The sequence below is a fragment of the Pannonibacter sp. Q-1 genome, from assembly GCF_054073275.1.
On the sequence record NZ_JBSXNB010000004.1, the window covers coordinates 306,987 to 332,697 of the forward strand.

General features: G+C 64.4%; 23 protein-coding genes. 15 read left to right on the top strand and 8 right to left on the bottom strand.

Annotated features, from left to right (window positions below):
- Nucleotides 1-64: 64 nt before the first annotated feature.
- The 5 genes from ACVNHC_RS12890 to ACVNHC_RS12910 form a co-directional block, all read right to left on the bottom strand.
- Nucleotides 65-1,009 (bottom strand): ABC transporter substrate-binding protein, encoded by a 945-nt coding sequence (locus ACVNHC_RS12890; RefSeq protein ID WP_050473303.1) that lies wholly within the window; start codon nt 1,007-1,009, stop codon nt 65-67.
- 65 nt (nt 1,010-1,074) lie between these two features.
- A complete protein-coding gene (locus tag ACVNHC_RS12895) occupies nt 1,075-2,082 on the bottom strand; it encodes an ABC transporter permease (RefSeq protein WP_050473174.1) in 1,008 nt (335 codons plus the stop codon).
- Nucleotides 2,079-3,599 (bottom strand): sugar ABC transporter ATP-binding protein, encoded by a 1,521-nt coding sequence (locus ACVNHC_RS12900; RefSeq protein ID WP_457167486.1) that lies wholly within the window; start codon nt 3,597-3,599, stop codon nt 2,079-2,081. The genes ACVNHC_RS12895 and ACVNHC_RS12900 overlap by 4 nt, the downstream gene beginning before the upstream one ends.
- Nucleotides 3,596-4,456: an amidohydrolase family protein gene (locus tag ACVNHC_RS12905; protein WP_050473172.1), complete on the bottom strand. Its 861-nt coding sequence runs from the start codon at nt 4,454-4,456 to the stop codon at nt 3,596-3,598. Before ACVNHC_RS12905 ends, ACVNHC_RS12900 begins: the two co-directional genes overlap by 4 nt.
- Nucleotides 4,457-4,511: 55 nt before the next feature.
- Nucleotides 4,512-5,249, bottom strand: coding sequence for an SDR family oxidoreductase (locus tag ACVNHC_RS12910; protein WP_050473171.1), 738 nt, complete (start codon nt 5,247-5,249; stop codon nt 4,512-4,514).
- Between the two features lie 183 nt (nt 5,250-5,432).
- Here ACVNHC_RS12910 and ACVNHC_RS12915 point away from each other — a divergent pair, with 183 nt between their 5' ends.
- Entirely contained in the window at nt 5,433-6,197 is a 765-nt protein-coding gene (locus ACVNHC_RS12915; protein ID WP_058899679.1) for an IclR family transcriptional regulator, read from the top strand.
- 13 nt (nt 6,198-6,210) lie between these two features.
- Here the strand turns inward: ACVNHC_RS12915 and ACVNHC_RS12920 are convergent, their stop codons facing one another.
- From ACVNHC_RS12920 to ACVNHC_RS12930, 3 genes are all read right to left on the bottom strand, one after another.
- Complete coding sequence (locus ACVNHC_RS12920; protein ID WP_019964721.1) at nt 6,211-6,645, bottom strand: RbsD/FucU family protein; 435 nt, start codon at nt 6,643-6,645, stop codon at nt 6,211-6,213.
- 442 nt (nt 6,646-7,087) lie between these two features.
- Nucleotides 7,088-8,197: a Gfo/Idh/MocA family protein gene (locus ACVNHC_RS12925; protein ID WP_457167487.1), complete on the bottom strand. Its 1,110-nt coding sequence runs from the start codon at nt 8,195-8,197 to the stop codon at nt 7,088-7,090.
- Between the two features lie 11 nt (nt 8,198-8,208).
- The gene (locus ACVNHC_RS12930) at nt 8,209-8,913 is read right to left on the bottom strand and encodes a GntR family transcriptional regulator (RefSeq protein WP_058899677.1); all 705 of its coding nucleotides are present in this window, start codon (nt 8,911-8,913) and stop codon (nt 8,209-8,211) included.
- A 119-nt stretch (nt 8,914-9,032) separates the two neighbouring features.
- Here ACVNHC_RS12930 and ACVNHC_RS12935 point away from each other — a divergent pair, with 119 nt between their 5' ends.
- The 14 genes from ACVNHC_RS12935 to ACVNHC_RS13000 all read left to right on the top strand — a co-directional run bounded on the left by ACVNHC_RS12935 (nt 9,033) and on the right by ACVNHC_RS13000 (nt 25,642).
- Nucleotides 9,033-10,190 carry an LLM class flavin-dependent oxidoreductase gene (locus ACVNHC_RS12935; RefSeq protein WP_123195694.1) on the top strand — a complete coding sequence of 386 codons (1,158 nt, stop codon included), beginning with the start codon at nt 9,033-9,035 and terminating at the stop codon, nt 10,188-10,190.
- Nucleotides 10,190-11,083 (top strand): aldo/keto reductase, encoded by an 894-nt coding sequence (locus ACVNHC_RS12940; protein WP_457167488.1) that lies wholly within the window; start codon nt 10,190-10,192, stop codon nt 11,081-11,083. Before ACVNHC_RS12935 ends, ACVNHC_RS12940 begins: the two co-directional genes overlap by 1 nt.
- Nucleotides 11,083-11,613: a flavin reductase family protein gene (locus ACVNHC_RS12945; RefSeq protein WP_058899675.1), complete on the top strand. Its 531-nt coding sequence runs from the start codon at nt 11,083-11,085 to the stop codon at nt 11,611-11,613. Before ACVNHC_RS12940 ends, ACVNHC_RS12945 begins: the two co-directional genes overlap by 1 nt.
- Before the next feature lie 62 nt (nt 11,614-11,675).
- Nucleotides 11,676-12,266, top strand: coding sequence for a TRAP transporter small permease (locus ACVNHC_RS12950; protein WP_058900789.1), 591 nt, complete (start codon nt 11,676-11,678; stop codon nt 12,264-12,266).
- Complete coding sequence (locus tag ACVNHC_RS12955; protein ID WP_050473165.1) at nt 12,266-13,555, top strand: TRAP transporter large permease; 1,290 nt, start codon at nt 12,266-12,268, stop codon at nt 13,553-13,555. The genes ACVNHC_RS12950 and ACVNHC_RS12955 overlap by 1 nt, the downstream gene beginning before the upstream one ends.
- Before the next feature lie 23 nt (nt 13,556-13,578).
- The gene (locus ACVNHC_RS12960) at nt 13,579-14,637 is read left to right on the top strand and encodes a TRAP transporter substrate-binding protein (protein ID WP_058899674.1); all 1,059 of its coding nucleotides are present in this window, start codon (nt 13,579-13,581) and stop codon (nt 14,635-14,637) included.
- A gap of 465 nt (nt 14,638-15,102) precedes the next feature.
- The gene (locus ACVNHC_RS12965; protein WP_058900788.1) at nt 15,103-16,158 is read left to right on the top strand and encodes a YeiH family protein; all 1,056 of its coding nucleotides are present in this window, start codon (nt 15,103-15,105) and stop codon (nt 16,156-16,158) included.
- A 104-nt stretch (nt 16,159-16,262) separates the two neighbouring features.
- The gene (locus ACVNHC_RS12970; RefSeq protein WP_058899673.1) at nt 16,263-17,678 is read left to right on the top strand and encodes a sigma-54-dependent transcriptional regulator; all 1,416 of its coding nucleotides are present in this window, start codon (nt 16,263-16,265) and stop codon (nt 17,676-17,678) included.
- Nucleotides 17,671-19,740, top strand: a complete 2,070-nt coding sequence (locus ACVNHC_RS12975; RefSeq protein WP_457167489.1) for a sensor histidine kinase — start codon at nt 17,671-17,673, stop codon at nt 19,738-19,740. Before ACVNHC_RS12970 ends, ACVNHC_RS12975 begins: the two co-directional genes overlap by 8 nt.
- A gap of 707 nt (nt 19,741-20,447) precedes the next feature.
- The gene (locus tag ACVNHC_RS12980; RefSeq protein WP_457167490.1) at nt 20,448-22,106 is read left to right on the top strand and encodes an OFA family MFS transporter; all 1,659 of its coding nucleotides are present in this window, start codon (nt 20,448-20,450) and stop codon (nt 22,104-22,106) included.
- A 92-nt stretch (nt 22,107-22,198) separates the two neighbouring features.
- The gene (locus ACVNHC_RS12985) at nt 22,199-23,143 is read left to right on the top strand and encodes a LysR family transcriptional regulator (RefSeq protein WP_050473160.1); all 945 of its coding nucleotides are present in this window, start codon (nt 22,199-22,201) and stop codon (nt 23,141-23,143) included.
- A 56-nt stretch (nt 23,144-23,199) separates the two neighbouring features.
- Nucleotides 23,200-23,679, top strand: a complete 480-nt coding sequence (locus ACVNHC_RS12990; protein ID WP_457167491.1) for a formate dehydrogenase subunit gamma — start codon at nt 23,200-23,202, stop codon at nt 23,677-23,679.
- Entirely contained in the window at nt 23,676-25,220 is a 1,545-nt protein-coding gene (locus tag ACVNHC_RS12995) for a formate dehydrogenase beta subunit (protein WP_457167492.1), read from the top strand. Before ACVNHC_RS12990 ends, ACVNHC_RS12995 begins: the two co-directional genes overlap by 4 nt.
- The gene (locus ACVNHC_RS13000) at nt 25,217-25,642 is read left to right on the top strand and encodes a hypothetical protein (protein ID WP_122520256.1); all 426 of its coding nucleotides are present in this window, start codon (nt 25,217-25,219) and stop codon (nt 25,640-25,642) included. Before ACVNHC_RS12995 ends, ACVNHC_RS13000 begins: the two co-directional genes overlap by 4 nt.
- The last annotated feature ends 69 nt before the right edge of the window (nt 25,643-25,711 follow it).

The following is a 25,711-nucleotide window of genomic DNA, read 5'->3' on the forward strand; positions in this document are numbered from 1 at the left end:
TCAAGCCCGTGCGGCGCTTGAGAGCTTCCAAGGCGTGATGCGCAAGCATCTCAGCGCCTTGAAATCAGTCGTAGAGAACGGCAGTGATTTCCGGCGCATCGATGTTCGACTTGTCGTAGTAGTAGAAGCCGGTGTCGATGTTCGGCACCACCGGCTCGCCCTTGGCAGCGGCAACAGCGGCCTTGACGGTTTCATAGCCGATGCCGACCGGGTTCTGGGTGATGGCACCCGCCATCAGGCCGTCGCGGATCGCCTGCTTCTGGGCAGTGCCCGAGTCATAACCGATGATGACCACCTGACGGCCCATCTCGCGCGCGCCGTTGACGACACCGATGGCCGAGCCTTCATTGGCCCCGAAGATGCCCTTGAGGTTCGGATTGCCCTGCAGGATGGCCTTGGTGATTTCGGTCGACTTGAGCTGGTCACCGCCGCCGTATTCGATGGCAACGACCTGGATCTTCGGCTTGTTCATGGCCAGCCACTCAACGAAGCCGTCGCGGCGGTCGATGCCGGTACGGCTCGTCTGGTCATGCACGACCAGGGCCACGTCGCCTTCATCGCCGATCAGTTCGGCCATCTTCTCGGCCGCCAGTGCGGCTGCGGCCTTGTTGTCGGTGGCAGCGGTGGTCACCGGAATGGAGCTGTCCACGCCGCTGTCGAAGGCGATAACCGGGATACCGGCTCCTTCTGCCTGCTTCAACAGCGGAATGGCGGCCTGGCTGTCCAGCGCAGCAAAACCGATTGCAGAGGGCTTCTTGGCAAGGGCTGCGGAAAGCATGTCGATCTGCCGGTCGACCATGGTCTCGTTGTCCGGGCCTTCGAAGGTCACTTCCACGTTGAACTCGGCGGCCGCCTTGTCGGCGCCTGCCTTCACGGCCTGCCAGAACTGGTGCTGGAAGCCCTTGGAAATCAGCGGGATATACATCTTCTCCTGTGCCATCGGCATGGAAGCCGAGGCAACGAGGACGGCGGCACTGAGCGTGCCCAGCAGCATACGGCGTGTAATCATTTCCATTCCTCCACTTTCAAGGTTTCAAAGATACCGGGGCATTTGCGCCCTCTTCTTTCCTGACCTCAGCTGCGCTCCCTCCGCAGTTGATCGGCATAGACGGCAAGGATGATGATCCCGCCGGTCACAACGGTCTGCCACTCGGGCGCGACCGAAAGAATGCGCAAGCCATTGGTGAGCACGGCCATGATCAGCGCGCCGATCAGCGTGCCAAGCACCGTGCCTCTACCTCCGGCCAGCGACGTGCCGCCAATGACAACGGCGGCAATGGCGTCCAGCTCATAGCCGAGGCCGAGGGCCGGCTGGGCCGAGTTGAGACGCGAGGAAATGAGAATGCCCGCGATGCCGCAGATGCCGCCGGCCAGCGCATAGACGGCCATCTTCCAGGCGCGGGTGTTGACACCGGACAGGCGCACCGCTTCCTCATTGGAGCCGAGCGCATAGGTGTAGCGGCCGAGCACGGTGCGCGACAGCACCCAGGCCATGCCGCCGGCCACGGCAAAGAGCACGAGCACGCCGTTGGGGATCGGCAATCCGGGGATCACCATGCCGATCAGCGAGCCCTGCGAAATGTCGGTATAGCCCGGCGTATCGTTGAAATAGATCGGGCGGGCACCGGTGATGATCAGCGACAGGCCCTTGAGCATCAGCATCATGCCCAGAGTGGCAATGAAGGGCGGGATCTTCATCTGCGCCACGAAGGTGCCCGAGGCGAGGCCGCAGAGCGCGCCCGTGCCGATGGCCGCCAGAATGCCCAGCGGCAGCGGCATGCCGCCCCATGTCAGCACCACGCCGGTGATCACGGCGCAGAAGGTCATCAGCATGCCGATGGACAGGTCGATCCCCCCCGTCAGGATGATGATCGTCGCCGCCACGGCCAGCACGCCATTGACGGACGTGGCCTGCAGGATGGCCATGATGTTGCTCACCTGAAAGAAATTCGGTGAGGCAAGGCTGAAGCCGATGACGAGAATGATCAGACTGGCAAAGGCCAGAAGCTTCTGCTGGGCAGATGCGGATTGCTGCACGAAGCTTGCGCCCGCTGCGGCCTTGGACTTGTCTTGTGCTGTCACGCGGGTTCCTCCTGACGCGTGGCTTGCCGGGCTGTGGCAAGGTGCATGATGTCTTCCTGGGTGGTGCCGGCCCCGCCGGGCAGCGTGCCGGTCAGCCGGCCTTCGCACATGACGGCGATGCGGTGTGACACACGCAGGATTTCCGGCAGTTCCGAACTGATGACGATGATGGCCTTGCCCTCCGCAGCAAGGTCCGCCAGCAGCTTGTAGATTTCCGACTTGGCGCCAATGTCGATGCCGCGCGTCGGCTCATCGAAGATGAGAATATCGCAGTTGCGCAACAGCCATTTGGCAATGACGACCTTCTGCTGGTTGCCGCCGGACAGAAGCCGCACTTCCTGCCGCTCGGACGGGGTGCGGATGCCGAGGCTCCTGATGAAATCCCGCGCCGTCTTGCGCATGGCTTCATCCCTGACCTGCCCGAGACCGCCGGTGAAGCGGTGCATGCTGGCCAGCGCCACGTTGTCGGCCACGTCCATGCCGAGGGCGAGGCCGAAATGCTTGCGGTCCTCCGACAGATAGCCGATCCCGGCCCGCACCGCGTCCACCGGCGAGCGGATCTCCACCTTGCGGCCATGCACGGTGATCTCGCCGCTGTCACGCGGATCGGCACCGAAGATGGCCCGGGCGACTTCCGTGCGCCCGGCCCCCATCAGACCGGCAAAGCCAAGCACTTCGCCCTTCTTCAGCGAGAAGCTGACATCACGGATTTCGCGCCCCCGGTTCAGGCCCTTCACTTCGAGGGCAACTTCTGCGCCGGTCAGATCGGGGATCGAGACCACCTCATCCGTCAGCGTGCGCCCGACCATCATGGAGATGATCTGCGAGATTGGCGTTTCCTTCGCCCCCACCGTGCCGACATATTCGCCGTCACGCATCACGGTCACCCGGTCGGAAATGCGGCGGATCTCGTCCATCTTGTGGCTGATGTAGACGATGCCCACGCCATCGGCCTTCAGCCGGGCGATCATGGCAAAAAGCTCGTTGATCTCGCTGTCGGTGAGCGCCGCCGTCGGTTCGTCCATGATCAGCACGTGCGAGCGCGCCGACAGGGCCTTGGCGATTTCCACCATCTGCTGGCGGGCGATGGACAGGCCATCCACCTTGCGGCGCGGATCGATGTTGATGTTGAGGACACGGAACAGCGCCTCCGCATCGCGGATCATCTTTGCATCATCGACGCGGCCGAAGGACAGGCGCGGCTCGCGGCCGATGAAGATGTTCTGCGCGACCGTCAGATCCTTCATCAGGGCGAGTTCCTGATGGATGATGCCGATGCCCTGATCCTGTGCGGCGCGCGGGCTGGGCAGGGTCACTTCCCGGCCCTCCACCAGAATACGGCCCGAATCCGGCTGATAGACGCCGGAGAGGATCTTCATGAGGGTCGATTTGCCTGCGCCATTCTCCCCCATCAGCGCATGAACCTCGCCCTCCTGAAGGTCGAAGCTCACGGCCTTCAGCGCATGGACGCCGGGAAAGCGCTTGTCGATGCGGTGCATTTCCACGAGGATCCTCATGCGCCAGCCTCCTCCAGACCGTAGAAGCGGATGGCGGTGCCACCCAAAAGGGCCGCGCGGTCATCAGCCGAAAGGCCGCCGGTCAGCCGCTCCGTCACCTCTTCCCAGAAGCCGTGCGAGCCCGCCAGCGTCAGCACCGGCCAGTCCGATCCCCACATCAGCCGCTCAGGACCGAACCACTCAAGCAGATGATCCATCACCGGCTGCACCAGGGCGGCGGCAGCCTCCACATCCTGCGGGCAGGACGGGCGGATCTCGGTCAGCAGGCCGGACAGCTTGCAGACGATGCGCGTATCCGCCGCCAGCGCCTTCATGTAGTGCTTCCAGTGGGCGCTCAGGCCTTCCGCCACCGCCGGCTTGGCGGCATGGTCGATCACCAGCGGCAGGTCCGGGTAGGCTGCGGCGAAGCGGGTGATGGCGGCAAGCTGCGGTTCCTTCACCAGCGCATCGAAGCGCAGGCCAAGGCGCACCATGGCTGCGATCACGCAAGTCTCGGGCGCGGTGAGGATCCAGTCCGGATCGGCAATATCCTGCAGCATCGGGCGGATGCCCTTGAGACGCTTGTCCGCCGCCAAGCGCGCAAGCCGGTCTTCCGCCAGCGGATCGGTCAGATCCACCCAGCCGATCACACCGGCGATCTGCGGCGCGTCTTTGGCAAGCTCCAGCAGGAACAGGGTTTCCGCCTCGGACGGGGCAGCCTGCACCACGACAACGCGGCGGTTGCCGTTGAGGCTGGCGAGATCGGCAGGCAGGAAGTCACGGCGCAGCGGATCAAGGGCGGGACCGCCCTCCTCCAGCCAGCCATAATCTCCGCGCGCCGGGCGCCAGAAATGGCAATGAGCATCAATTCGTTCCATCCGGCGGCCTCCCGTCCGCGTGTGATGGCTGCGGGCCTCGACCGGCCCGCAAGGCTCAGATCGTGACGCCGCCGTCCACCAGAACGGCTTGGCCGGTCATGAAGCGGCTTTCGTCGCTCAGAAGATAGAGCACCAGCGGCGTGATATCGTCCACGGTTGCCAGACGGCCCATGGGCTGGCGGGCAATGAAGTCCTTCTCCGCCTGCACAGGATCAGCAGCAGAGGCGATACGGCCGCGCAGCGAGGGCGTATCCACCGTGCCGGGGCACAGGGCGTTGCAGCGGATGCCCTGCTTCACATAATCGGCCGCCACGGCCTTGGTCAGGCCGATCACCGCCGCCTTGGTGGTGCCATAGGCGGTGCGGTTGACAAATCCCTTGATGGAAGAGGCCATCGAAGCCATGTTGAGAATGGATGCAGAGCCGGTCTTGCCGGCCCGTTCCAGCATCCCCGGCAGGAAAGCCCGGATCATGCGCATCATGGAGGTTACATTGACCGCCAGTGCCTGTTCCCAGTCCTCGTCAGTGATGTTGAGCACCGCGCCGTTGTGCACCATGCCCGCGCAGTTGAACAGACCATCCAGCGGCCCAACCTCCCGCGCCAGCGCATCGATGGCGGCCCGGTCCGTCACATCCAGCTTCAGCGTTTCAAGGCCAGTGAGACCGGCCAGCAGAGTGGCATCCCGGTCCGTTGCAATCACACGCGCGCCTTCTGCGGCCAGTGCCAGAGCTGAAGCGCGGCCCATGCCCTGACCGGCTGCCGTCACGAGAATAGTCTTGCCTGCAAGGCGCATCGCAGTCCTCCCAGATACCGGCTCCGCCTGACGGCCGCCAGCTTTTCCTCCACCAGCCGCTCTTTGTGGCGACCGTTCATATACGAACACCCTATTCACAAATGAACTGATATGCAAGACTGTAGATCAAGAGAACAGAATATCCCTGCGTCAGATACCGCGCAGGACCGGGAGGACTGAAAGATGAGCGACACGGAGACTGGCTCTGAGCGCTACCGCGCCCCTGCGCTGGACAAGGGACTCGATATTCTCGAATTGCTGTCGGAGCAGTCCGCCGGCATGACGCGGGCGGAAATCGTCAAGGCCATGGGCCGCAGCCCCTCGGAAATCTACCGCATGCTGGAGCGGCTGGTGGCGCGCGACTATGTGGTGCGCTCCTTTGGCGGCGACCGCTACGCCCTGTCGATGAAGCTGTTCGTGCTGGCCAACCGGCACCCGCCGGTGCGCCGCCTTGTGGCACAGGCGACGCCAAAGCTGGATCTGTTCGCCCGCGACAGCCGCCAGTCCTGCCATCTCGCCGTGCCGGAACGGGCTGCCGCCGTGGTCGTGGCGCAGGCAAGCCCGATGGACAGCTGGGAATTCCGTGTGCGCATCGGCGCAAGGCTGGATCTTCTGGACACCGGCTCAGGCATCGCCCTGCTTGCCTTCCAGAACCCGGAGCGGCGTGCCGAAACGCTCGCCACCTGGGGCAGCAGCACCCAGACCGCCCGCCTGCATGAGGTGGAAGAGGAACTCGAACGGGTGCGGTCTGCCGGTTACCGCATTGCCGAAAGCGGCCAGCTTCTCGGCGTGCAGGATATTTCCGTGCCCGTGCTGGCCCCGGACGGCGACGCCATCGCCGTCCTCACCTGCCCTTACCTCGGCCGCCCCGCCAGCGACCCTTGCGCCAGCATCAGCGAGGTTCTGGACCGGTTGAAGGTTCTGGCGGGGGAACTCTCCCTCGCCTGATCCTCACTTCACATCACCCGAAGATCACGCCCTTGCGGATGATGAAGTTGCCATAGGCGCGCAGTTCGGTGGTGAGGACCACGGCATAGCATTCCTTGGCACGGGCGTAGAAATCATAACGCTCCAGCGAGGCCATGGACGCTTTTTCCGCGTCGAACAGGGGCTTGGCCTCGGCCACGACCGGCGGAATGGCCGCAGCATCGCCCACCACCTGCATGGTGAAGACCGGATCGCCGTCGAATGTATCGACCGGCAGCAGGGTGAGAATGGCTTCCACCGCTTTCACTGCCGGGCAATCCATGCGCAGCGGCACGCCATGCACCGTATGGCGGGCGGTCGATTCGGCCGGAAAATTGGCATCGACGATGGCAATCTCGTCGCCATGCCCCATGGCGGCCAGAACCATCAGCAGTTCCGGGCTGATGAGCGGATGAATGCCCTTGAGCATGACGAAAACCCTCCCTGCCCGCAGAATTGGAATCTCTGAACAGCTGCGCGGGCGCGCGGCAGATTAGCGGGATGCGGGATGAGGTCAACGGGGGAGCGGATTGGATCGCGCCGGTGGGGCAGAACGCTGCCCCACTCACAGCCGTCACCCCGGGCGAAGCGTAGCGCAGACCCGGGGGCCACTCACTTGCAGAGAGAGAAATTACTGTCCGGAGCGGCGCGGCAAATTCTGGGCGGCATGCCTGACCAATGTACATCAACCTTACTGCTCTACAAACGAGTAGGCCCCGGCGCGAAGGCCGGGGCGACCACCGGGAAAACCGCAAGACCCTGCGTCCCTCACAGGTCCCCGCACGAGGCGGGGACGGCGCGGTGTGAGTGTCTTCCTACCGGGCAGCGCTGTATCGTCTCTGCATTCCAGAAACAAAGCACCGCACACCCTCTCACCCCGGCGTATAGGCCAGGCTTGCAATGTCCACGGCCTTGCCGGTCATGGCGGATTGCTGGGCGGCGAGGCCCATGGCGACCGCCCACCAGCCATCCTTCAGCGCCACTTCAACCGGCGCACCGGCGGTGACGGCCCTCTGGAAGCGCTGGTGCTGGTAGAAGGTGGAGCCGTTGTGGTCGCCCGCATCCAGCAGCTGCGGATCGACCGGCACTTCCAGCACCACGGGCCCCTGCGGCTGGCGCGGCGAGACGATGACCTGCGGCACCGGCGGCTCGCCCAGATGCTCCGGCCAGAAGCGGCCCGGCCCGGGAACGAGGCATTCGATCTTGCCCTTCGGCCCGACAGCGGAAATCTCCTCCTGATAGCGCGAGCCTTCTGCAAACATGCAAAGCTCCAGCATGGCGCGGGCACCGGAGGCGAAATCCACGATCACATAGGCATGGTCCCAGATGTCGGACCGCTCGCCCGCATAGATCTCGTCCAGATGGTTAACCGCCTGCCCACCGGAGGCCATCACCCGCACCGGATCGGACTTCAGGATGTGCCGCATGAGATCGAAGAAGTGGCAGCACTTTTCCACCAGCGTGCCGCCGGTGTTGCGGTTGAAGCGGTTCCAGTCGCCGACCTTTTCAAGGAACGGAAAGCGGTGCTCGCGGATCGTCAGCATGCGGATGCCGCCGGTCACCTTGTCCGCTTCCTCGATCATCCTGGCGACCGGGGGCATGTAGCGGTACTCCATCGCCACCCAGATGGGCGCGGGATAGGCAGCGCGCAGGGCGGCAAGACGCGGGGCATCTTCCGGTGCGGTGAACAGCGGCTTTTCCACGATCACCGGCAGTGGCCGCACGGAGGCGATTTCCTCGAGCTGGCTGAGATGCAGGAAATTGGGGCTGGCGATCAGCAGGCAGTTGATCTGCGGCACCTCCAGAAGATCGGCGACCGAGTCCACCATCCGGGCGCCGGGCACAGCTGCGGCGGCACGGGCGCGCATGTCTGCATCGGGCTCGTAGATTGCGGCAACAGACGCCCCCTCCAGCAGGGCAATGTTGCGCAGATGCTCCTGCCCCATCATGCCGCAGCCGATGATTCCATACGTCAGGCTCAAGGTATTTCCCCCTATTTCAGACGCGCCACGTAGCGCGCCACGTTATGATCGAACCAGGTGCGGGAAACCTCCGCCCGCTGCCCGTCCTGTCCATGACTGATGCGAAGGATGTGCGGCACCGGCGCACCCGGCGCATGGCCGAAATTGGCAGGCGCCCAGTCCGGCACATGATCCAGCCCCACCTGATCCTCGGCCTTGACGATCCACAGGCCGAGCCGGGTGCGATAGAAGAGATAGAGCGACTCCGACAGCTCTTCTGCCGTCACGTGCTGCACATAGGAGCCGTCGAGCCAGATCTCCTCGACAGCTGCAATCTGCCCCGAAAGGCGGCGCAGGCGGCGGATGCGGTGGCCTTCACTGCCCTGCCCGAAAGGCGGCAGGTAATCCGGCTTGGCCTGCCGGGTGACGGACAACACCTCCGCCGTCGGCAGGCCGCCGCCCTTGATCAGTTCCAGCCGGAACATGGCGTAAAGGCTCTTCGGGTCACTCACCGCCCGGATGTAGTTTCCCGAGCCCTGAACGCGCTCCAGCAGCCCACGATTCTGCAATTCTGCCAAGGCCTTGCGCAGGGTTCCGACAGCAATGCCCATCTCTGCTGCCATGTCCCGTTCCGGCGGCAGGCGCATGCCGTCGATCAGCCGTCCGGCAGCAATATCGCGCACCAGCAATTCGGCGATCTGCATGTAGATCGGAAGGCTGCCCTTGCTCTGTGTCATCACGCTCCGGCCGTGGAATGAGGTGTTCGAGGAGTGGTCACAAGAAAATTGATACACTATTGATTTACATCAATGCAGGTGTTACGCAAGTGGAAACTGCGGCTCAAAAGGGGAGTATGATGACCGTTGTTCCCGTGACCTCCGCCGATCTCGACGCATCCGAAGTGTCCTGGTTTGCGGCTCTGTGCTCCGATGATTACGCCTATCTCGGCGTGCCGGACGGCAGCCTGCGCTCCAGCTGGGAGCACTGCTCCTCCATCGTGCAGAAGGCGGAAAGCCTCGGCTTCCGCAACATCCTGTGCCCCTCGTCCTATCAGGTGGGGCAGGACACGCTGAGCTTCGTGGCCGGCTGCGCACCCATCACGGAGCGCATCAACATGCTGGCGGCCATCCGCTGCGGCGAGATGCAGCCCATCATGCTGGCGCGCACGGTGGCAACGCTCGACCACATGCTGAAGGGCCGCCTGACGCTCAACGTCATCAGCTCCGACTTCCCCGGCGAAGTCGCCGACAGCGCCTACCGCTACAAGCGCAGCCACGAGGTGGTTCAGATCCTGCGGCAGGCCTGGACGCGCGAGACCATCGATCATGAGGGCGAGGTCTATCAGTTCAAGGGCGTTTCGACGGAACCGGCGCGGCCCTATCAGCAGAACGGCGGCCCCCTGCTCTATTTCGGCGGTTACTCGCCGGATGCGCTGGAACTGTGCGGCGCCCAGTGCGACGTCTATCTGATGTGGCCCGAGACGAAGGACCAGTTGGCGGAGCGGATGAAGGCCGTGCATGAACGCGCCGCCGCCCATGGCCGCACGCTCGACTATGGCCTGCGCGTCCACATGATCGTCCGCGACACGGAAGCCGAAGCGCGCGAATACGCCGAGCATCTTGTCTCGAAGCTCGATGATGAATACGGCAAGCTGATCCGCGACCGCGCCCACGATTCCATCTCGCTGGGCGTTGCCCATCAGGCCCGCGCCCGCGAACTGGCGGACAAGTTCGGCTACATCGAGCCGCATCTGTGGACCGGCATTGGCCGGGCCCGCTCCGGCTGCGGTGCGGCACTCGTCGGCTCCACCGATCAGGTGCTGTCGGAAATTGAATCCTACCGGAAGATGGGCATCCGTGCCTTTATCTTCTCCGGCTATCCGCATCTCGAGGAAGCCGGTCACTTCGGAACCAAGGTCCTGCCGCAGCTCAAGACCTGTTCCCTGCCCCATGAATATGGCCGTGTGCCAAGCGAAACGCCCGCCACTCCGCTGGGCGCCGGAGAACGCCGCTGATGAACCGCATTGACCTCACAAAGGAACTGAGCCTCAGCCGCATCGTCTATGGCATGTGGCGCATCGGCGACGACAGCAACACCAGCCCGGCGCATGTGCAGGCCAAGATCGAAAGCTGCCTGGCGCAGGGCATCACCACGCTGGATCAGGCCGACATTTACGGCGGCTACACCGCCGAGGCGATCCTGGGCGGTGCGCTGAAGGCGTCCCCGCAGCTGCGCGACAAGGTGGAACTCGTCAGCAAATGCGGCATTGTCGCGCCGGTTGGCCGCTATGCAGACCGCCGGGTGAAGTACTACGACACCACCGAAGGCCACATCACCGCCTCGGTCGAAGCCTCCTTGCGCGACATGGGCACGGACTGGATCGACCTCCTGCTGATCCACCGCCCCGACCCGCTGATCGATCACGAGGAAACCGGCAAGGCGCTGGATGGCCTTATCGCATCAGGCAAGGTGCGCAGCGTCGGCGTCTCCAACTTCCGCCCCTGGGATTTCTCGCTGCTGCAGTCGGCGATGAGCAGCAAGCTCGTCACCAACCAGATCGAGATCAGCCTTGTGGCGCCTGAGTGTTTCATCAACGGCGATCTGGCCTATCTGCAGGAACGCTCGATTGCGCCCATGGCCTGGTCACCGCTGGGCGGCGGCTCGCTCTTCGGCGAGGACAACCGCCAGCTTCTGGCAGCACTGGAGCGGATCGGCGCGGCGCAGGGCGTTGATGCCACCGCCGTTGCGGTCGCCTGGCTGCTGCGCCATCCGGCGCGGATCATCCCGGTGATGGGCACCAACAACATCGAGCGGATCAGCAAGATCGGCGAGGCAGCCAAGGTGGAGATGGACCGGCAGACCTGGTTCGAGCTCTACACCCTCGCCATCGGCAGGAATGTTCCGTGATGATGGCGGCAAACGGACACCTCTCCGGACGGGATGAGCGGCTGTTCGTGCCGGGCGCGGAGACATCGCGCGAGTTCCGCACTGCGCTGAGCACCTTTGCCACGGGCGTCACCGTGGTGACGGCGATGGGCGATCAGGGCCCCATGGGCATGACGGCCAACAGCTTCACCTCGCTGTCGCTGGACCCGCCGCTGGTGCTCTGGTCGCCGGCAAAAAGCTCATCCAAGCACGGCGGCTTCACCACCACCGCGCATTTCGCCATCCATGTGCTGGGTGAGGAGCAGGACGGGCTCAGCGCCAGCTTCACCCGGGGCGGCACCGCCTTCGACGGGCTGGCATGGCAGTTCAATGCGGAAGGCGCGCCGGTCATCCCCGGCACCCTCGCCCGCTTCGAGTGTGCCCTGCACGCCGTGCACGATGGCGGGGACCATTCAATTGTCATCGGGCGGGTGCTACGCGTGGCACAGCGCGATGGCGCACCGCTTTGCTTCTCGCAGGGCGCTTTCGGACGGTTTGCCAGAATAACCTGAGAGATCAGGCCATTCGGGTGCGGCAGCCGCGCCGGGAGACCGCGGCTGGTGGGAGGAAAATGATGGCGTTCATTCTGGCACTTGCCAGATACCTCAGCCTTGTCAACGGCGCGGCGCTGGCCGCAGGCCGCTGGATCGGGGCAGGCTGCGTCGGGCTGATGGTCATCATCATCCTGATCCAGGTGTTTTTCCGTTACGTGCTCAACGACGCCCCCGCATGGACGGAAGAGGCGGCACGTTTCCTTATGCTCTGGATGACCGGCCTGATGGTGCCCACGGCCTTCCGCCGGGGCGGCTTCGTCGGCATCGACATGCTGGTGATCCTGCTGCCGCGCCTCGTGGCCGGAGTGCTCAATCTCGTTCTGCTCCTCCTGATTGCCGGCCTCCTGTTCTACGCCACACGGCTGGGCTGGAAGGAAGTCACCGGCATCGGCGGACGCTTTGCAATGGCGGCGATTTCCGTGCCCGTGACGCTGGACCTCTCCGTGTGGATGAAGGTGCCCCGCGCGTGGATGATGGCCTCGCTCGCGGTTGGCTGCACAGCGATGCTTGCCGTCTGCATCGAGCTGATCCTGCGCAGCCTCATCACGCTCATGGGCGGTGAACGCCAGCTTGCACCGATTACCGAAACTCAGTCTCTGGGAGCGGAGTGATGCTCAGCCTTTTCCTGCCGCTCTTCCTCCTGCTGCTGTTCCTCGGCCTGCCCGTGGTCTTCGGCCTCATCATGGCGCCCGCCGCCCTGCTCTGGGCCAATGGCCAGGAGCGTGAGATCGCCCTGCTCTACCGCAATGTCTACAACGGCATGGACAGCTTCCCGCTGATGGCGATCCCCTTCTTCATGCTCGCGGGCGAGCTGATGAACCGGGCCGGCATCACCATGCGCCTCGTGGAATTTGCGCAGGCCATGATCGGCCATCTGCGCGGCGGGCTGGCGCATGTGAACATCATGTCCTCCATGCTCTTTTCCGGGCTTTCCGGCTCGGCGGTGGCGGATGTCTCGGCGCTGGGCTCCATGCTGATCCCGGCCATGGAAAAGCAGGGCTACACCCGGCGCTTTGCCGCCGCCGTCACAGCCGCCTCCTCCATCATAGGCCCGATCATTCCGCCCTCCGGCATCATGATCATCTATGCCTATGTGATGAACCAAAGCGTTGCCGCCCTGTTCCTTGCGGGCATCGTGCCGGGCATTCTCATTGGCCTCAGTCTGATGGTCATCGTCTGGCTGCAGGCGGACCGGGAAAACCTGCCCGCCGCCACCGCCCGCGCCTCATGGGGAGATAGAGGCAAAGCCAGTCTCGCGGCCTTCTGGCCGCTGCTGACGCCGGTGATCATCCTCGGCGGTATTCTGGGCGGCGTCTTCACGCCGACGGAAGCCTCGGCCGTAGCGGTGGGCTATGCCTTTTTCATCGGCCTCTTCGTCATGCGCACGCTGAAGCTGCGCGAGATCCCGGACGTGCTGACCCGCGCCGGCATGACCTCCGCCGTGGTATTGCTGCTGGTGGGCGCCGCCATGGCCTTCAAGACCGTGGCGAGCCTTGCCCACACGCCGGAACTGCTGGCCGATATCATCCTCGGCCTCAGCAACAACCCGCTGGTGCTGCTGTTCCTGATCAACGTGCTGCTGTTCATCGTCGGCATGTTCCTCGATGCGGGGCCCGCCATCATCATCCTCGGGCCGATCCTAGGACCCATCTTCACCTCGATGGGCGTGGACCCGATCCATTTTGCCATCATCATGGCGGTGAACCTCACCGTTGGCCTGCTCACCCCGCCCATGGGCCTCGTACTCTTCGTCACCTCGTCCGTCTCGGGCCTGAGGGTGGAGACCATTGCCCGGGCAACGCTGCCGTTCCTGGCGGCGGAAGTGGCCGTGATCTTCCTGATCACCTACTTCCCCGCCATCTGCCTCACCGTCCCCCGCCTTCTGGGGTTCGTGAACTGACTTGAGTGAAAGGGAGGAACTGAATGCTCAAGGCACTTCTGAAGACCGTGCTGCTGGCCAGCACGCTGTCCATGGCCACCATGGCGCAGGCCGCAGACATCACCCTGCGCGCCACCGCCAATTCCAACACGGATGACGAGGACTATGACGGCCTCGTCGTCTTCAAGAACTACGTCGAGAATGCCTCGAACGGCGCGATTGCCGTGGAGCTGTTCATCGGCACCCAGCTCTGCGCCACCGGCGAGGAATGCCTTCAGGGCGTCGCCGACGGCAACATCGACATCTACATCTCCACCTCCGGCGGTGCGGCGGGTCTCTTCCCCTATATCCAGGTGCTGGACCTGCCCTATCTGATGAGCGATGACCGGGTGGCCGAAACCGTGCTGACCGGCCCCTTCACCCGCGAGCTGCGCGCCAAGGCACTGGCCGACAGCGGCAACACCATCCGCCTGATGACCATCGGCAACACCGGCGGCTGGCGCAACTATGCCAACACCAGGGGCACGGTGAAGACCCCGGCAGACCTCAAGGGCCTGAAGATGCGCACCGTGCCGGCCGACCTGCCGCAGCAGGTGGCCACGGCCGTCGGCGCCTCTCCCACGCCCGTTCCGTGGCCGGAACTCTTCACCGCCCTGCAGACCGGCGTTGTCGAAGGCACGGCCAACGGCATCACCGACATCATGAACATGAAGTTCACCGATGCGGGCGTGAAATACATCACCCTGGATGGTCACTCCTACATGGGCGCCTTCTGGTGGATGTCGAACGAGCGCTTCCTGTCGCTGACACCGGAACAGCGCACGATTGTGGCCGATGGCTTCGCCGCCCTGCAGCAGGCCACCTTCGCCAGCCCGAAGCGCAAGGAAATCGCCGCCTATCAGGACTTCCTGAAAGCCGGCGGCGAGATCTACGTGCCGACGGCTGAAGAAAAGGCCGCTTTCAAGGAAGCCGTTGCCCCGGTGTTCGACTGGTTCAAGACCAAGGTCACGGGCGGCGAGGAAGTCTTCGCCATGTTCACCACCGCCGTGGCCGAGGCCGAAGAACAGGTCAACGCCGAGCGTGCCGCCGAAACGGCCGACTGATAGTGGATCCTGCAGGACGGGGTCCGCTCCGTCCTGCTTTTGGGGCCTCGGATATGGCCGGAGCGGCCTTTCTCTGAAATGCGCCGGTTTAAAATATCAGTTGCAGAGAGAACCCCACAGAGCTGCATCTGGTTTATGGCAGTGCGCGTCCGCCCCCCTCCCCCTCGTGGGGAGGGGGCCTGAAACGCCTTGCAGGAATGACCAGAACGCAGCCTTTCCTCAAACCGTAACCGGGGAGCCTGACTGGCTGTCCGTTGTAAACAGTGCCCCACAAGAGGGAGGGGTGCTGAAGGGTCGATCCGCAGAGACCAGTCCGCCACAAACCGCAACCGCAAACAGGCCCGGATAAGATATCCTTTCACCTGCCCTGAAACGAAATTTCTGCCCCGCAAAACGACGGCTCTCAAGACAGGCACCGGAACATCCGATGCGTCTCTTTTGCGCCCAATCCTGAAGGTTCACATCATGGCCACTCCAGATCAGGCCTTTCCAGCCGAAAAAGACGGAGAGACGTCGCTTGCGGCGCGCATGCGCCTGCGCTTCCCCGGCCTTTCCATCGCCGTGCTGATCGCGCTCGCCTCCGCCTTCCTGTCGGAGCATTACGGCGCACCGGCCATGCTGCTGGCGATCCTCATCGGCCTGGCGCTGCATTTCCTCTCCGATGACCCGCGCATGCTGCCGGGGCTGGAATTTGCAGCGAAAACCCTCCTGCGCGCCGGGATCACGCTGCTCGGCCTCAGGATCAGCCTCGGCATGTTTGCCGATCTCGGACTGCCCATGCTGCTGGTGCTGGCCGCAGCCGTTGCCCTGACCATCGGCTTCGGCATGACCGTCTCGCGCCTCTTCGGACAGGCAAGCCGCTTCGGCCTGCTCACGGGCGGTGCCGTCGCCATCTGCGGGGCGTCCGCCGCCATGGCCATCGCCGCCGTGCTGCCGCGCAAGTCTGCCAGCGACGCCGAGCGCGACATGGTGTTCGCCGTCTTCGGCGTCACCATGCTGTCCACACTCGCCATGATCGGCTACCCCATCCTGGCTGCGGCTCTCGGCATGAGCGATCCGGTCACCGGCGTCTTCCTCGGCGCAACGATCCACGATGTGGCGCAGGTGGTGGGTGCGGGCTTCTCCGTGTCCGACACGGCGGGTGACATGGCCGTGCTGGTGAAGCTGATCCGCGTCACCATGCTGGCGCCCGTGGTGCTGCTGATCGCCCTCGCCTTCCGCCGCTCCGTGCCCTCCGATGCCAAGCGCCCGCCGCTGGTGCCGCTGTTCGTCCTCGGCTTTCTGGCGCTGGCCATCCTCAATTCCCTCATCGAAATCCCGGCCTTCGTCGCAGAAGGCGCCAATGCGGCCTCCCGCTGGGCGCTGCTGGCGGCCATCGGCGCGGTCGGCGTCAAGACCTCCCTGCCCAACATCATGAGCGTCGGCCGCCGCGCCATTGCACTGCTGGTGGCCGAAACCGTGTTCCTCGCAGGCTTCATCCTGATCTGCGTCGAGTTCCTGCCGCTCGACCGGCTGCATTAAGGCTCTCCGCCCTTGCCCTTCCCTGCCAGTTTTGCGAGGGTCGGACACTGCTGCTTCATGGGGTGCGAACAAGACGCCGCAAGCAGGCAGCATGGGAGGGGAGAATGAACACCAGCACGGCACTGGCCAGCGCTGCGCCGAAGACGGGCTTTGATCAGGCGCTGAGGGAAGCCTCGATCCTCGTCATCGATGACGAGCCGGGCATGCGCAACTTCCTTGACCGGACCCTGCGCCCGCGCTGCCGCCATCTGGATCTGGCCGCCAGCGTCGAAGAGGCCACAGGCCTGCTGGATGCAGCGCATTTCGATATCGTCATCCTCGACAATATCATGGGTGGCCAGCGCGGCGTGGACTGGCTGGCCGAGCAGCGCGACACCGGCTTTCTGCCCGCCGCCATCCTGATCACCGCCTATGCCGACCTCGAGACGGCCATTCAGGCGCTGCAGGCGGGCGCGGCGGATTTCGTGCTGAAGCCTTTCCGCTCCAACCAGATCCTCAATGCGGTGGCCCGCTGCCTCGACCGGATGCAGCTGCAGCGGGAAAACACGGTGCTGCGCCATGAGCTGAAGGCCAGCTCCGACCTCATTCTCCTGCGCGACAAGCTGATCGGCGAATCTCCCGCCATCGAGGACATCTGCGCCACCATCGCCCGCGTTGCCCCGCTCCCCTCCTCCGTGCTGCTGACCGGCCAGTCCGGCACGGGCAAGGAAGTGGCGGCGCGCATGATCCATGAGCTGTCCGACCGGGCGGCCAAACCCTTCGTGCCGGTCAACTGCGCGGCCATGCCCTCCGACATGGTGGAAAGCGAGCTTTTCGGCCATGTGAAGGGCGCCTTCACGGGCGCGCAGAATGGCCGTGAGGGGCTGTTCCTGCATGCCCGCGGCGGCACGCTGTTTCTGGACGAGATCGGCGACCTGCCCCTTCAGACTCAGGGCAAGCTGCTGCGCGTTCTGGAAGACCGCAAGGTGCGCCCCGTCGGCGCCGAGCGCGAGCTGCCGGTCGATCTGCGTTTCGTCTTTGCCACCAATGTGGATCTGGAGAAAGCGGTGGCGGAAGGGCGCTTCCGGGCCGATCTCTTCTTCCGCATCAACATCGTCAGCCTGCATATGCCGCCGCTGAAGGAGCGCGGACGCGATGCGCTCGATCTGGCGGACTTGTTCATGCAGAAGCTGTCGCTGCAGCTTGGCACCCCGCCGCTGCCGCTCACCGAAGAGGTGCGCCGGGCGATTGCCGCCTATGACTGGCCGGGCAATGTGCGCGAGTTGCGCAATTTCATCGAGCGCAGCCTGATCCTTGGCCGCTTTCCGCCGGATTTCCTGCGCACAGCGCCAACGCCCGCTACTGGCGGGCAAGCCAATGCGGCACCGCAGGCCGATGGCACACTGACGCTGGCGGACATGGAGCGCAGCCACATTCTGGGCACGCTGGAGCGCTGCGGCGGCGACCGGGACGCGGCGGCAAGCCTTCTCGGCATTTCCCGCAAGACCATCGACCGGCGGCTCAGGGACTGGAATGTCTGAGCCAGCCGCGCCTCTGGAGCGCGTCCGCCCGTCCCGCTCCGTCCGCTTCCGCCTGCTGGCGATTGCGCTTCTGCCCATGCTGGTGATCGTGCCGCTGGTGGCCGGCGGCATCATGCTGCGCTGGAACACCAAGTTCAGCGAAGTCTTGATCAACAAGGTGAGCGCCGACCTCACCATCGCCCGGCAGTATCTCGCAAGGCTGATGGAAACCAACGGCGAGCGGCTGACCGCCATCGCCCAGTCCGCCCGCTTCCAGAGCGCCGCCTCTGGTCCTGCACTGGCGGATCTGCTGGCGCAGGAAAAGACCGCGCTCGGCCTCGACTATCTCTATCTCACCGACGCCTCGGGCGCGCTGATTGCCGCCAGCAGCCCGGAACTCCGGCTGCCGCAACAACCGTCCCCGGTCATCGCCAGCGCGCTGGAAGGCACCGCCCGCACCGGCATCACCATCCTCTCCGGCCCTGATCTTGAACGGCTGTCGCCGGAGCTTGCGGCGCGTGCCAGGCTCGACATCGTGCCCACCGCCAACGCCGCCCCCAGCCCGCGCAAGACCGAAGACCGGGGCATGGTCATTCTGGCGGCCACCCCGGTCACGCTTGCCGATGGCCGCAAGGCTGCGCTCACCGGAGGCCTGCTCCTCAACCAGAACCTCGTCTTCATCGACACGATCAACGATCTCGTCTACCGGCAGGGCAGCCTGCCGGAGGGCAGCGAGGGCACGGCGACGCTGTTTCTCGATGATGTGCGCATCAGCACCAATGTGCGCCTGTTCGAGGGCAAGCGCGCGCTGGGCACGCGGGTGTCCGATGCCGTGCGCAAGACTGTGCTGGATGACGGCATCACCTGGCGGGCCAGCGCCTTCGTCGTCAACGACTGGTACATCTCCGCCTATGAGCCGATCCTCGACAGCGAGGGCCAGCGCGCCGGCATGCTCTATGTCGGCTTTCTGGAGACGCCCTTCACGCAGGCCCGTCAGCAGACGGTGCTGCTGGTCGTCCTTGCGCTTCTGGCCATCGGCACCATCACCGTGCCCATCTTCCTGCGCTGGGCGCGGGCGATCTTTCGGCCGCTGGAGAAGATGGCCGGCACCATTTCCCGTGTCGAGGCAGGCGACATGGGCGCCCGCACCCACGCCCCCCAGCCGCAGGGCGGCGGGGCCGGTCAGGACGAGATCACCCGCGTGGCGCATCTGCTCGACCACCTGCTGGATCTCGTGCAGGAGCGGGACGCGGCCCTGCGCCAATGGAACGAACAGCTCAACGCCCGCGTCGCCGAGCGCACCCGCGAGCTGGAACAGTCCAACCTGCAGCTGGAAGCCGCCACCCGCCAGCTCATCGTTTCGGAAAAACTCGCCGCCATCGGCGAGATCACCGCAGGCGTCGCCCATGAGATCAACAATCCTGTAGCCGTCATCCAGGGCAATCTCGATGTGCTGCGCCAGGTGATGGGTGACCGGGCGGTGGAAGCTGCCACCGAGTTCCGCCTGCTGGACGAGCAGGTCCACCGCATCCACCTCATCGTCACCCGCCTCCTGCAGTTTGCACGGCCGGAGGAATTCGCCGGCTGGACCGAGCGCACCGACCCCGCCGAAGCCCTCGAAGGCTGCCTGCCGCTGGTGCAGCACCTTCTGAAAAAGGCAGATGTCAGCGTCACGCTGGAGCCCTTCTCCACCCGGCAGGTGCTGATCAACCGCACCGAGCTTCAGCAGGTGCTGATCAATCTCATCGTCAATGCCGTGCACGCCATGCCAGATGGCGGACGTCTGCGGCTCGCCTGCGAGGACGCGGAAGAAACCGGCCACTCCGGCGTGCGCTTCACGGTGGCAGATACAGGCACCGGCATGAGCGCCGAAGTGCAGGCCCGCATCTTCGAACCCTTCTTCACCACCCGCCCCGCTCCCGGCACTGCCCCCGGCAGCAGTTCCGGCTCCAGTGCCACCGGCTCCGGCCTTGGCCTGTCCATCTGCCAGAAACTGGTCGAACGCCAGAACGGCCGCATCACCGTCCAGAGCACCCCCGGTGAAGGAACGACGTTCACGATCTTCTTGCCGGAGGCGGTGTGAGGGGAGAAAGATGGGAAGGTAAAGGTAGGAATGCGCCCTCCTTTTGCCGCAGCGCCCCTCTCCCCCCTTGAGGGGGAGATGTCAGCGCCAGCAGACAGAGGGGGGTAACAGCGCTTCGGCACAGCACTACTTCTCTCACAAACGGACAGTCCGTTACCCCCCTCTGCCCCCTGCCGGGGGCATCTCCCCCTCAAGGGGGGAGAGGAGTTGGCGCCTGCCTGGCGGCCTGTTGTAAACACTGCCCCAAAAAAGCGAAAAGGGGTTTGTAAGCTCTCCCCAAGACCCTCTGTCCGGACAAGCTGTCCTTGGGCCTCCCAAGTTGTCCGGCATGACGGGCGGAAGCTGGAGGTAGACGCTGCGGCAGGGGCTGGAGAGCAAGGTGCGCGCCCCCCGTACCGGCACATTCTGACGAATAGCTCCCCAACATCACCCGATGCCAATTAGTCATATTTTTTCAGATGGATAGCCGGAATTCCCTGTGTCCCGCCGGCGCAGCCGCGCCTGATGCACGCCCCGCCTGCCCTTCAATTCCCTCCCGGCTCCGGCAACTGGCACGCTTCTGGCTAAGTACTTCTGCGGGGAGAGGCGGCCTTCGGGGAGGAACCGGGGCTGGGGTCCGGAAAACGGCTTGCAAAAGCTGCCGGTCCGCCATGCGAAGGCGCCCTCCAAGGTCCCCCTGTGCAAGGGGCTCTCGGGAGGAGACAGGAATGACCACAACCACCGGCGTCGAGGGCGGATACTCCGAAGGAGGACTGCTCGACCGGGAACGCATCATTGCAAAACCCGGCTTCAACCGCTGGCTCGTGCCGCCAGCAGCCCTTGCCATCCATCTGTGCATCGGCATGGCCTATGGCTTCAGCGTGTTCTGGCTGCCGCTGTCGCGCGCCATCGGCATCCAGCAATCCGTCACCTGCGAGGGCATGAGCCTCGTCACCGCGCTCTTCACCGCCTCCTGCGACTGGCGCGTGGCGGATCTGGGCTGGATCTACACCCTCTTCTTCGTCTTCCTCGGCTGCTCGGCGGCCATCTGGGGCGGCTGGCTGGAAAAGGCCGGGCCGCGCAAGGCGGGCGTCGTCTCCACCTTCTGCTGGTGCGGCGGCATTGCCGTGGCGGCGGTGGGCGTGATGACCCATCAGCTCTGGCTGATGTGGCTGGGCGCGGGCGTCATCGGCGGCATCGGCCTTGGGCTTGGCTATATTTCGCCCGTCTCCACCCTCATCAAGTGGTTCCCGGACCGGCGCGGCATGGCGACCGGCATGGCCATCATGGGCTTTGGCGGCGGCGCCATGATCGGCGCACCGCTGGCAGACCGGCTGATGAGCTACTTCGCAACGCCCACCAGCGTCGGCGTGTGGGAGACCTTCCTCGTCATGGCGGCGATCTACTTCGTCTTCATGCTGGGCGGCGCCTTCGGCTACCGTCTGCCGCCGGCCGGCTGGCGTCCGGAGGGCTGGACTCCGCCGCAGTCGAAGGCCACCACCATGATCACCCAGCACCATGTGCACCTGAACAATGCGCACAAGACGCCGCAGTTCTGGATGATCTGGATCGTGCTCTGCATGAACGTCTCTGCCGGCATCGGCGTGATCGGCATGGCCTCGCCCATGCTGCAGGAAATCTTCTCCGGCAAGCTGATCGGCCTGCCCGAACTCACCTTCAACGACCTGTCGGGCGAACAGAAGGCCGCCATCGCGGCGATTGCCGCAGGCTTCACCGGGCTCCTGTCCCTGTTCAACATCGCGGGCCGCTTCTTCTGGGCCTCCCTGTCGGACCGGATCGGGCGGAAGAACACCTATTACACCTTCTTCCTGCTCGGCATCGTGCTCTATGCCCTGGCCCCGACGGCGGCGCAGCTTGGCAACCAGCTGCTGTTCGTCGCCATCTTCGCGGTGATCCTGTCCATGTATGGCGGCGGCTTTGCCACTGTGCCGGCCTATCTCGCCGACATCTTCGGCACCCAGTTCGTCGGGGCGATCCATGGCCGCCTGCTGACGGCCTGGGCAACCGCCGGCATCCTCGGCCCCGTGGTGGTGAACTACATCCGTGAAGCGCAGATCAGCGCGGGCATCCCCCGCGCGCAGGTCTATGACTTCACCATGTACATCCTCTGCGGCATGCTGCTCATCGGCCTCATTGCCAATGCGCTCGTCCGGCCGCTGGACAAGAAATGGTACATGTCCGAGGCGGAAGTTGCGGCCCTGCAGGCCAAGGCCCGCACGGCGGATTCCAGCATTACCCATGGCTCCTTCGGCATCGGCAAGGGCGGGCTGGACGCCAAGGCGGCGCTCGCCTGGGCCGTGATGATCATCCCGATCCTCTGGGGTGTCTGGATCACGCTGGAAAAGACCGCCGCCCTCTTCGGTTGAGGCTTTTTCCTGCTAGAACAGGCTGGCCGGGCGTTCTCTGCCCGGCCGGTTCCCGGAAATGGAACTGCAGTGACCCTGCCGGTAGCGGACCCATGATCGACAAGCTGGAAATGTTCATCGCCCTTGCCAACGAGCAGCACTTTGGCCGCGCCGCCGAAGTGATCGGCGTGACGCAGCCAACCCTTTCATCTGCCATGAAGCAGCTGGAAGATCAGCTGGGCGTTCAGCTTATCCATCGTGGTTCCCGGTATCAGGGACTGACGCCGGAAGGCGAAAAGGCGCTGGAATGGGCGCTGCGCATCGTCGCCGATGCCAGGGCGCTGAAGGCGGACATGCGGCAGGCGCGATCGGTCCTGTCGGGCAATCTGCGCATCGGCGTCATCCCCACGGCCCTGCCGATGGTGACGGACCTGTCCGTGCCCTTCACCGAGCGCCATCCCAATGTGCGCGTCTCCATCCTGTCGCGCACCTCTGCCGAAATCCTCGAACAGCTGGAGCGGCTGGAACTGGATGCCGGCATCACCTATCTCGACCCGCCGCCCGCCCGCCGCCTGACGGTGACGCCGCTCTACCGGGAGACTTACCGGCTGTTGTGCCGCGCCAGTTCGCAGGTTGCGCGCCGGGGCTCGCTGACCTGGGCGGAGGTCGGCACCCTGCCCCTCTGCCTTCTGTCCGGCGACATGCAGAACCGGCGCATCGTGGACCGTTACCTGCAGGAGGCCGGTATCAGCTCCATGCCGATGGTGGAATCCAATTCCATTATCGTGCTCGCCTCGCATGTGATGACCGGACGCTGGGTTTCCGTGGTGCCGGAAAAGCTGGCGGTGCATTTTCTGGACCGCAAGGACCTTGCCGCCGTGCCCATCACGGGAGACCTGCCGGAAGACACGATGCCGGGGCAGGATGTGGGTCTCGTCATCGCGCACCGCGAGCCGCTGACGCCGATGCTGGCGGCTCTGCTCGATCTTGCCCGCAAGTACAACGCGGCCCTGGGAGAAGGCCGCAACGATAGAAGGTTTCAATCAGCTGACGAATAGCCGGAATTGAAGTGGGAGAAATTCCGCCTAACATGCGGAATTGAGAGGAAAAACACATGACGGCACATCTGTCTGCCGCCACGATTCGCTCCCTGACGCAGGAGATCGTGACGGCCCATTCGGCTCTTGAAGGGCCGCTTTTACCCATTCTCCATGCTGTGCAGGAGGCCTTCGGCTACGTGCCGCAGGACGCCCTGCCCGTGATTGCAGACGGTCTCAACCTGTCGCGCGCGGAAGTTCACGGCGTGATGAGCTTCTATCACGACTTCCGCCCGGAACCTGCGGGCCGCCACGTGCTGAAGGTCTGCCGGGCCGAAGCCTGCCAGTCCATGGGCACCGATGCGCTGGCCGAAAAGCTGAAACAAAGGCTCGGTATCGACTGGCACGGCACCACGAAGGACGGCGATGTGACGCTGGAGCCGGTCTACTGCCTCGGCCTTTGCGCCCAGAGCCCGGCAGCCATGCTAGACGGCGAGCTGTTTGCCCGGCTCGATGACGAAAGCATCGACGAAATGCTGGGAGGGATCGGCAAATGAGCGTGACCGTTTTCGTCCCCCGCGATGCGGCAGCACTGGCTGTTGGCGCGGACAAGGTCGCCACCGCCATTGAACGGGAAGCCGCTGCCCGCAATCTCGATGTGACCATCATCCGCAACGGCTCGCGCGGCATGCTGTGGCTGGAAGTGCTGGTCGAGGTGCGAACAGAAAAGGGCCGTGTGGCCTATGGTCCGGTGAAGGCCTCGGATGTGCCGTCCCTGTTCGATGCCGGGTTCCTGACCGGCGGCGCGCACCGGTTCGCCCATGGCCTCACCTCGGAAATCCCCTTCCTCAAGGGCCAGACACGCCTCACCTTCGCCCGCTGCGGCGTCACCGATCCGCTGTCGCTGGAGGACTACCGCCACTACAAGGGCCTCAAGGGCCTTGAAGCGGCCGTTGCCATGTCGCCAGCCGATATCGTGAAGCAGGTCACCGATAGCGGCCTGCGCGGACGCGGCGGCGCAGGCTTTCCGACCGGCATCAAGTGGAAGACCGTTGCGGACGCAAGGGCAGACCAGAAATACATCGTCTGCAACGCCGACGAAGGCGACAGCGGCACGTTCGCTGACCGGATGATCATGGAGGGGGATCCCTTCGTGCTGATCGAGGGCATGGCCATCGCTGCCATCGCCGTGGGCGCCACCAAGGGCTATATCTACACCCGCTCGGAATATCCGCATGCCATCGCGGTGATGCAGGAGGCGATCGAAATTGCCCGGCGCGAGGGCATTCTCGGCGGATCTGTGCTGGGCTCGCCGCATGCCTTCGACATGGAAGTGCGCGTTGGTGCGGGCGCCTATGTCTGCGGCGAGGAAACCTCGCTCCTCAACAGCCTCGAAGGCAAGCGCGGCATCGTCCGCGCCAAGCCGCCGCTGCCTGCGCTGGAAGGGTTGTTCGGCAAGCCGACGGTCGTCAACAACGTCATGTCGCTCGCCTCCATCCCGGTCATCATGGACCGCGGCGCCCAGTTCTACCGCGACTTCGGCGTCGGCCGCTCCCATGGCACCATCCCGATCCAGCTCGCCGGCAACCTGAAGCATGGCGGCCTTTACGAGACCGCCTTCGGCCTGACGCTGGGCGAGCTGGTGAATGACATCGGCGGCGGCACGATCTCCGGCCGCCCGGTGAAGGCGGTGCAGGTGGGCGGCCCGCTTGGCGCCTATTTCCCGCAGGATCTCTTCGACACCATCTTCGACTACGAGGCCTTTGCCGCTGCCGGCGGGCTCATCGGCCATGCGGGCATCGTCGTCTTCGATGACACGGTGGACATGCTGGCGCAGGCGCGCTTTGCCATGGAATTCTGCGCCATCGAATCCTGCGGCAAATGCACCCCCTGCCGCATCGGCGCGGTGCGCGGCGTGGAGACGGTGGACCGGATCGCCCGGGGCGATGCCGCCGCCATTCCGCTGCTCGAAAGCCTGTGCAGCACCATGAAGGCCGGATCGCTCTGCGCCCTGGGCGGCTTCACGCCCTACCCCGTCATGAGCGCCCTGACCCATTTCCCCGCAGATTTTGACAGGATGAAGGAGGCCGCGGAATGAGCCACCCCTCCTTTGAGATAGCTGTCGCAGATTCCGCATCTTCCTTTGTGAAGATGGCTCAGGCTGGCCTGTACCAATTGGTGACTGGTCCAGGATCTGAAGAAATTCTTCAGAGTCTGGAAAAGCAAGACATCAACGCAGCGCTCAGGAACTGTGTGCTGTCGTCTTCGATTGGACAAAATGCAAGGGCCCTAGAAGACATGCTGGATGATCTCATCGTTGACAGTGGTGAGGTCTTTTTCCCGACGGTTTCTGATGTAGCCCTGGATGAGATCACACCAATCATCTGGTCCTATCAAGACACCACCAAACGATTGATCATTTTGAGCCAACATGAAGCTCTTGGCCTCGAGATCAATGGCTTGCTGGCATCGCACCAGACGAAAGAAACGCCCCTGTCCCCCGGAGATCAAATCAGGTGAAAGGCGCGGCACACGGCTGCGACATTCAATCACTGAAAATGATACGTCCGTAAGTGGTGGAGAAACGAC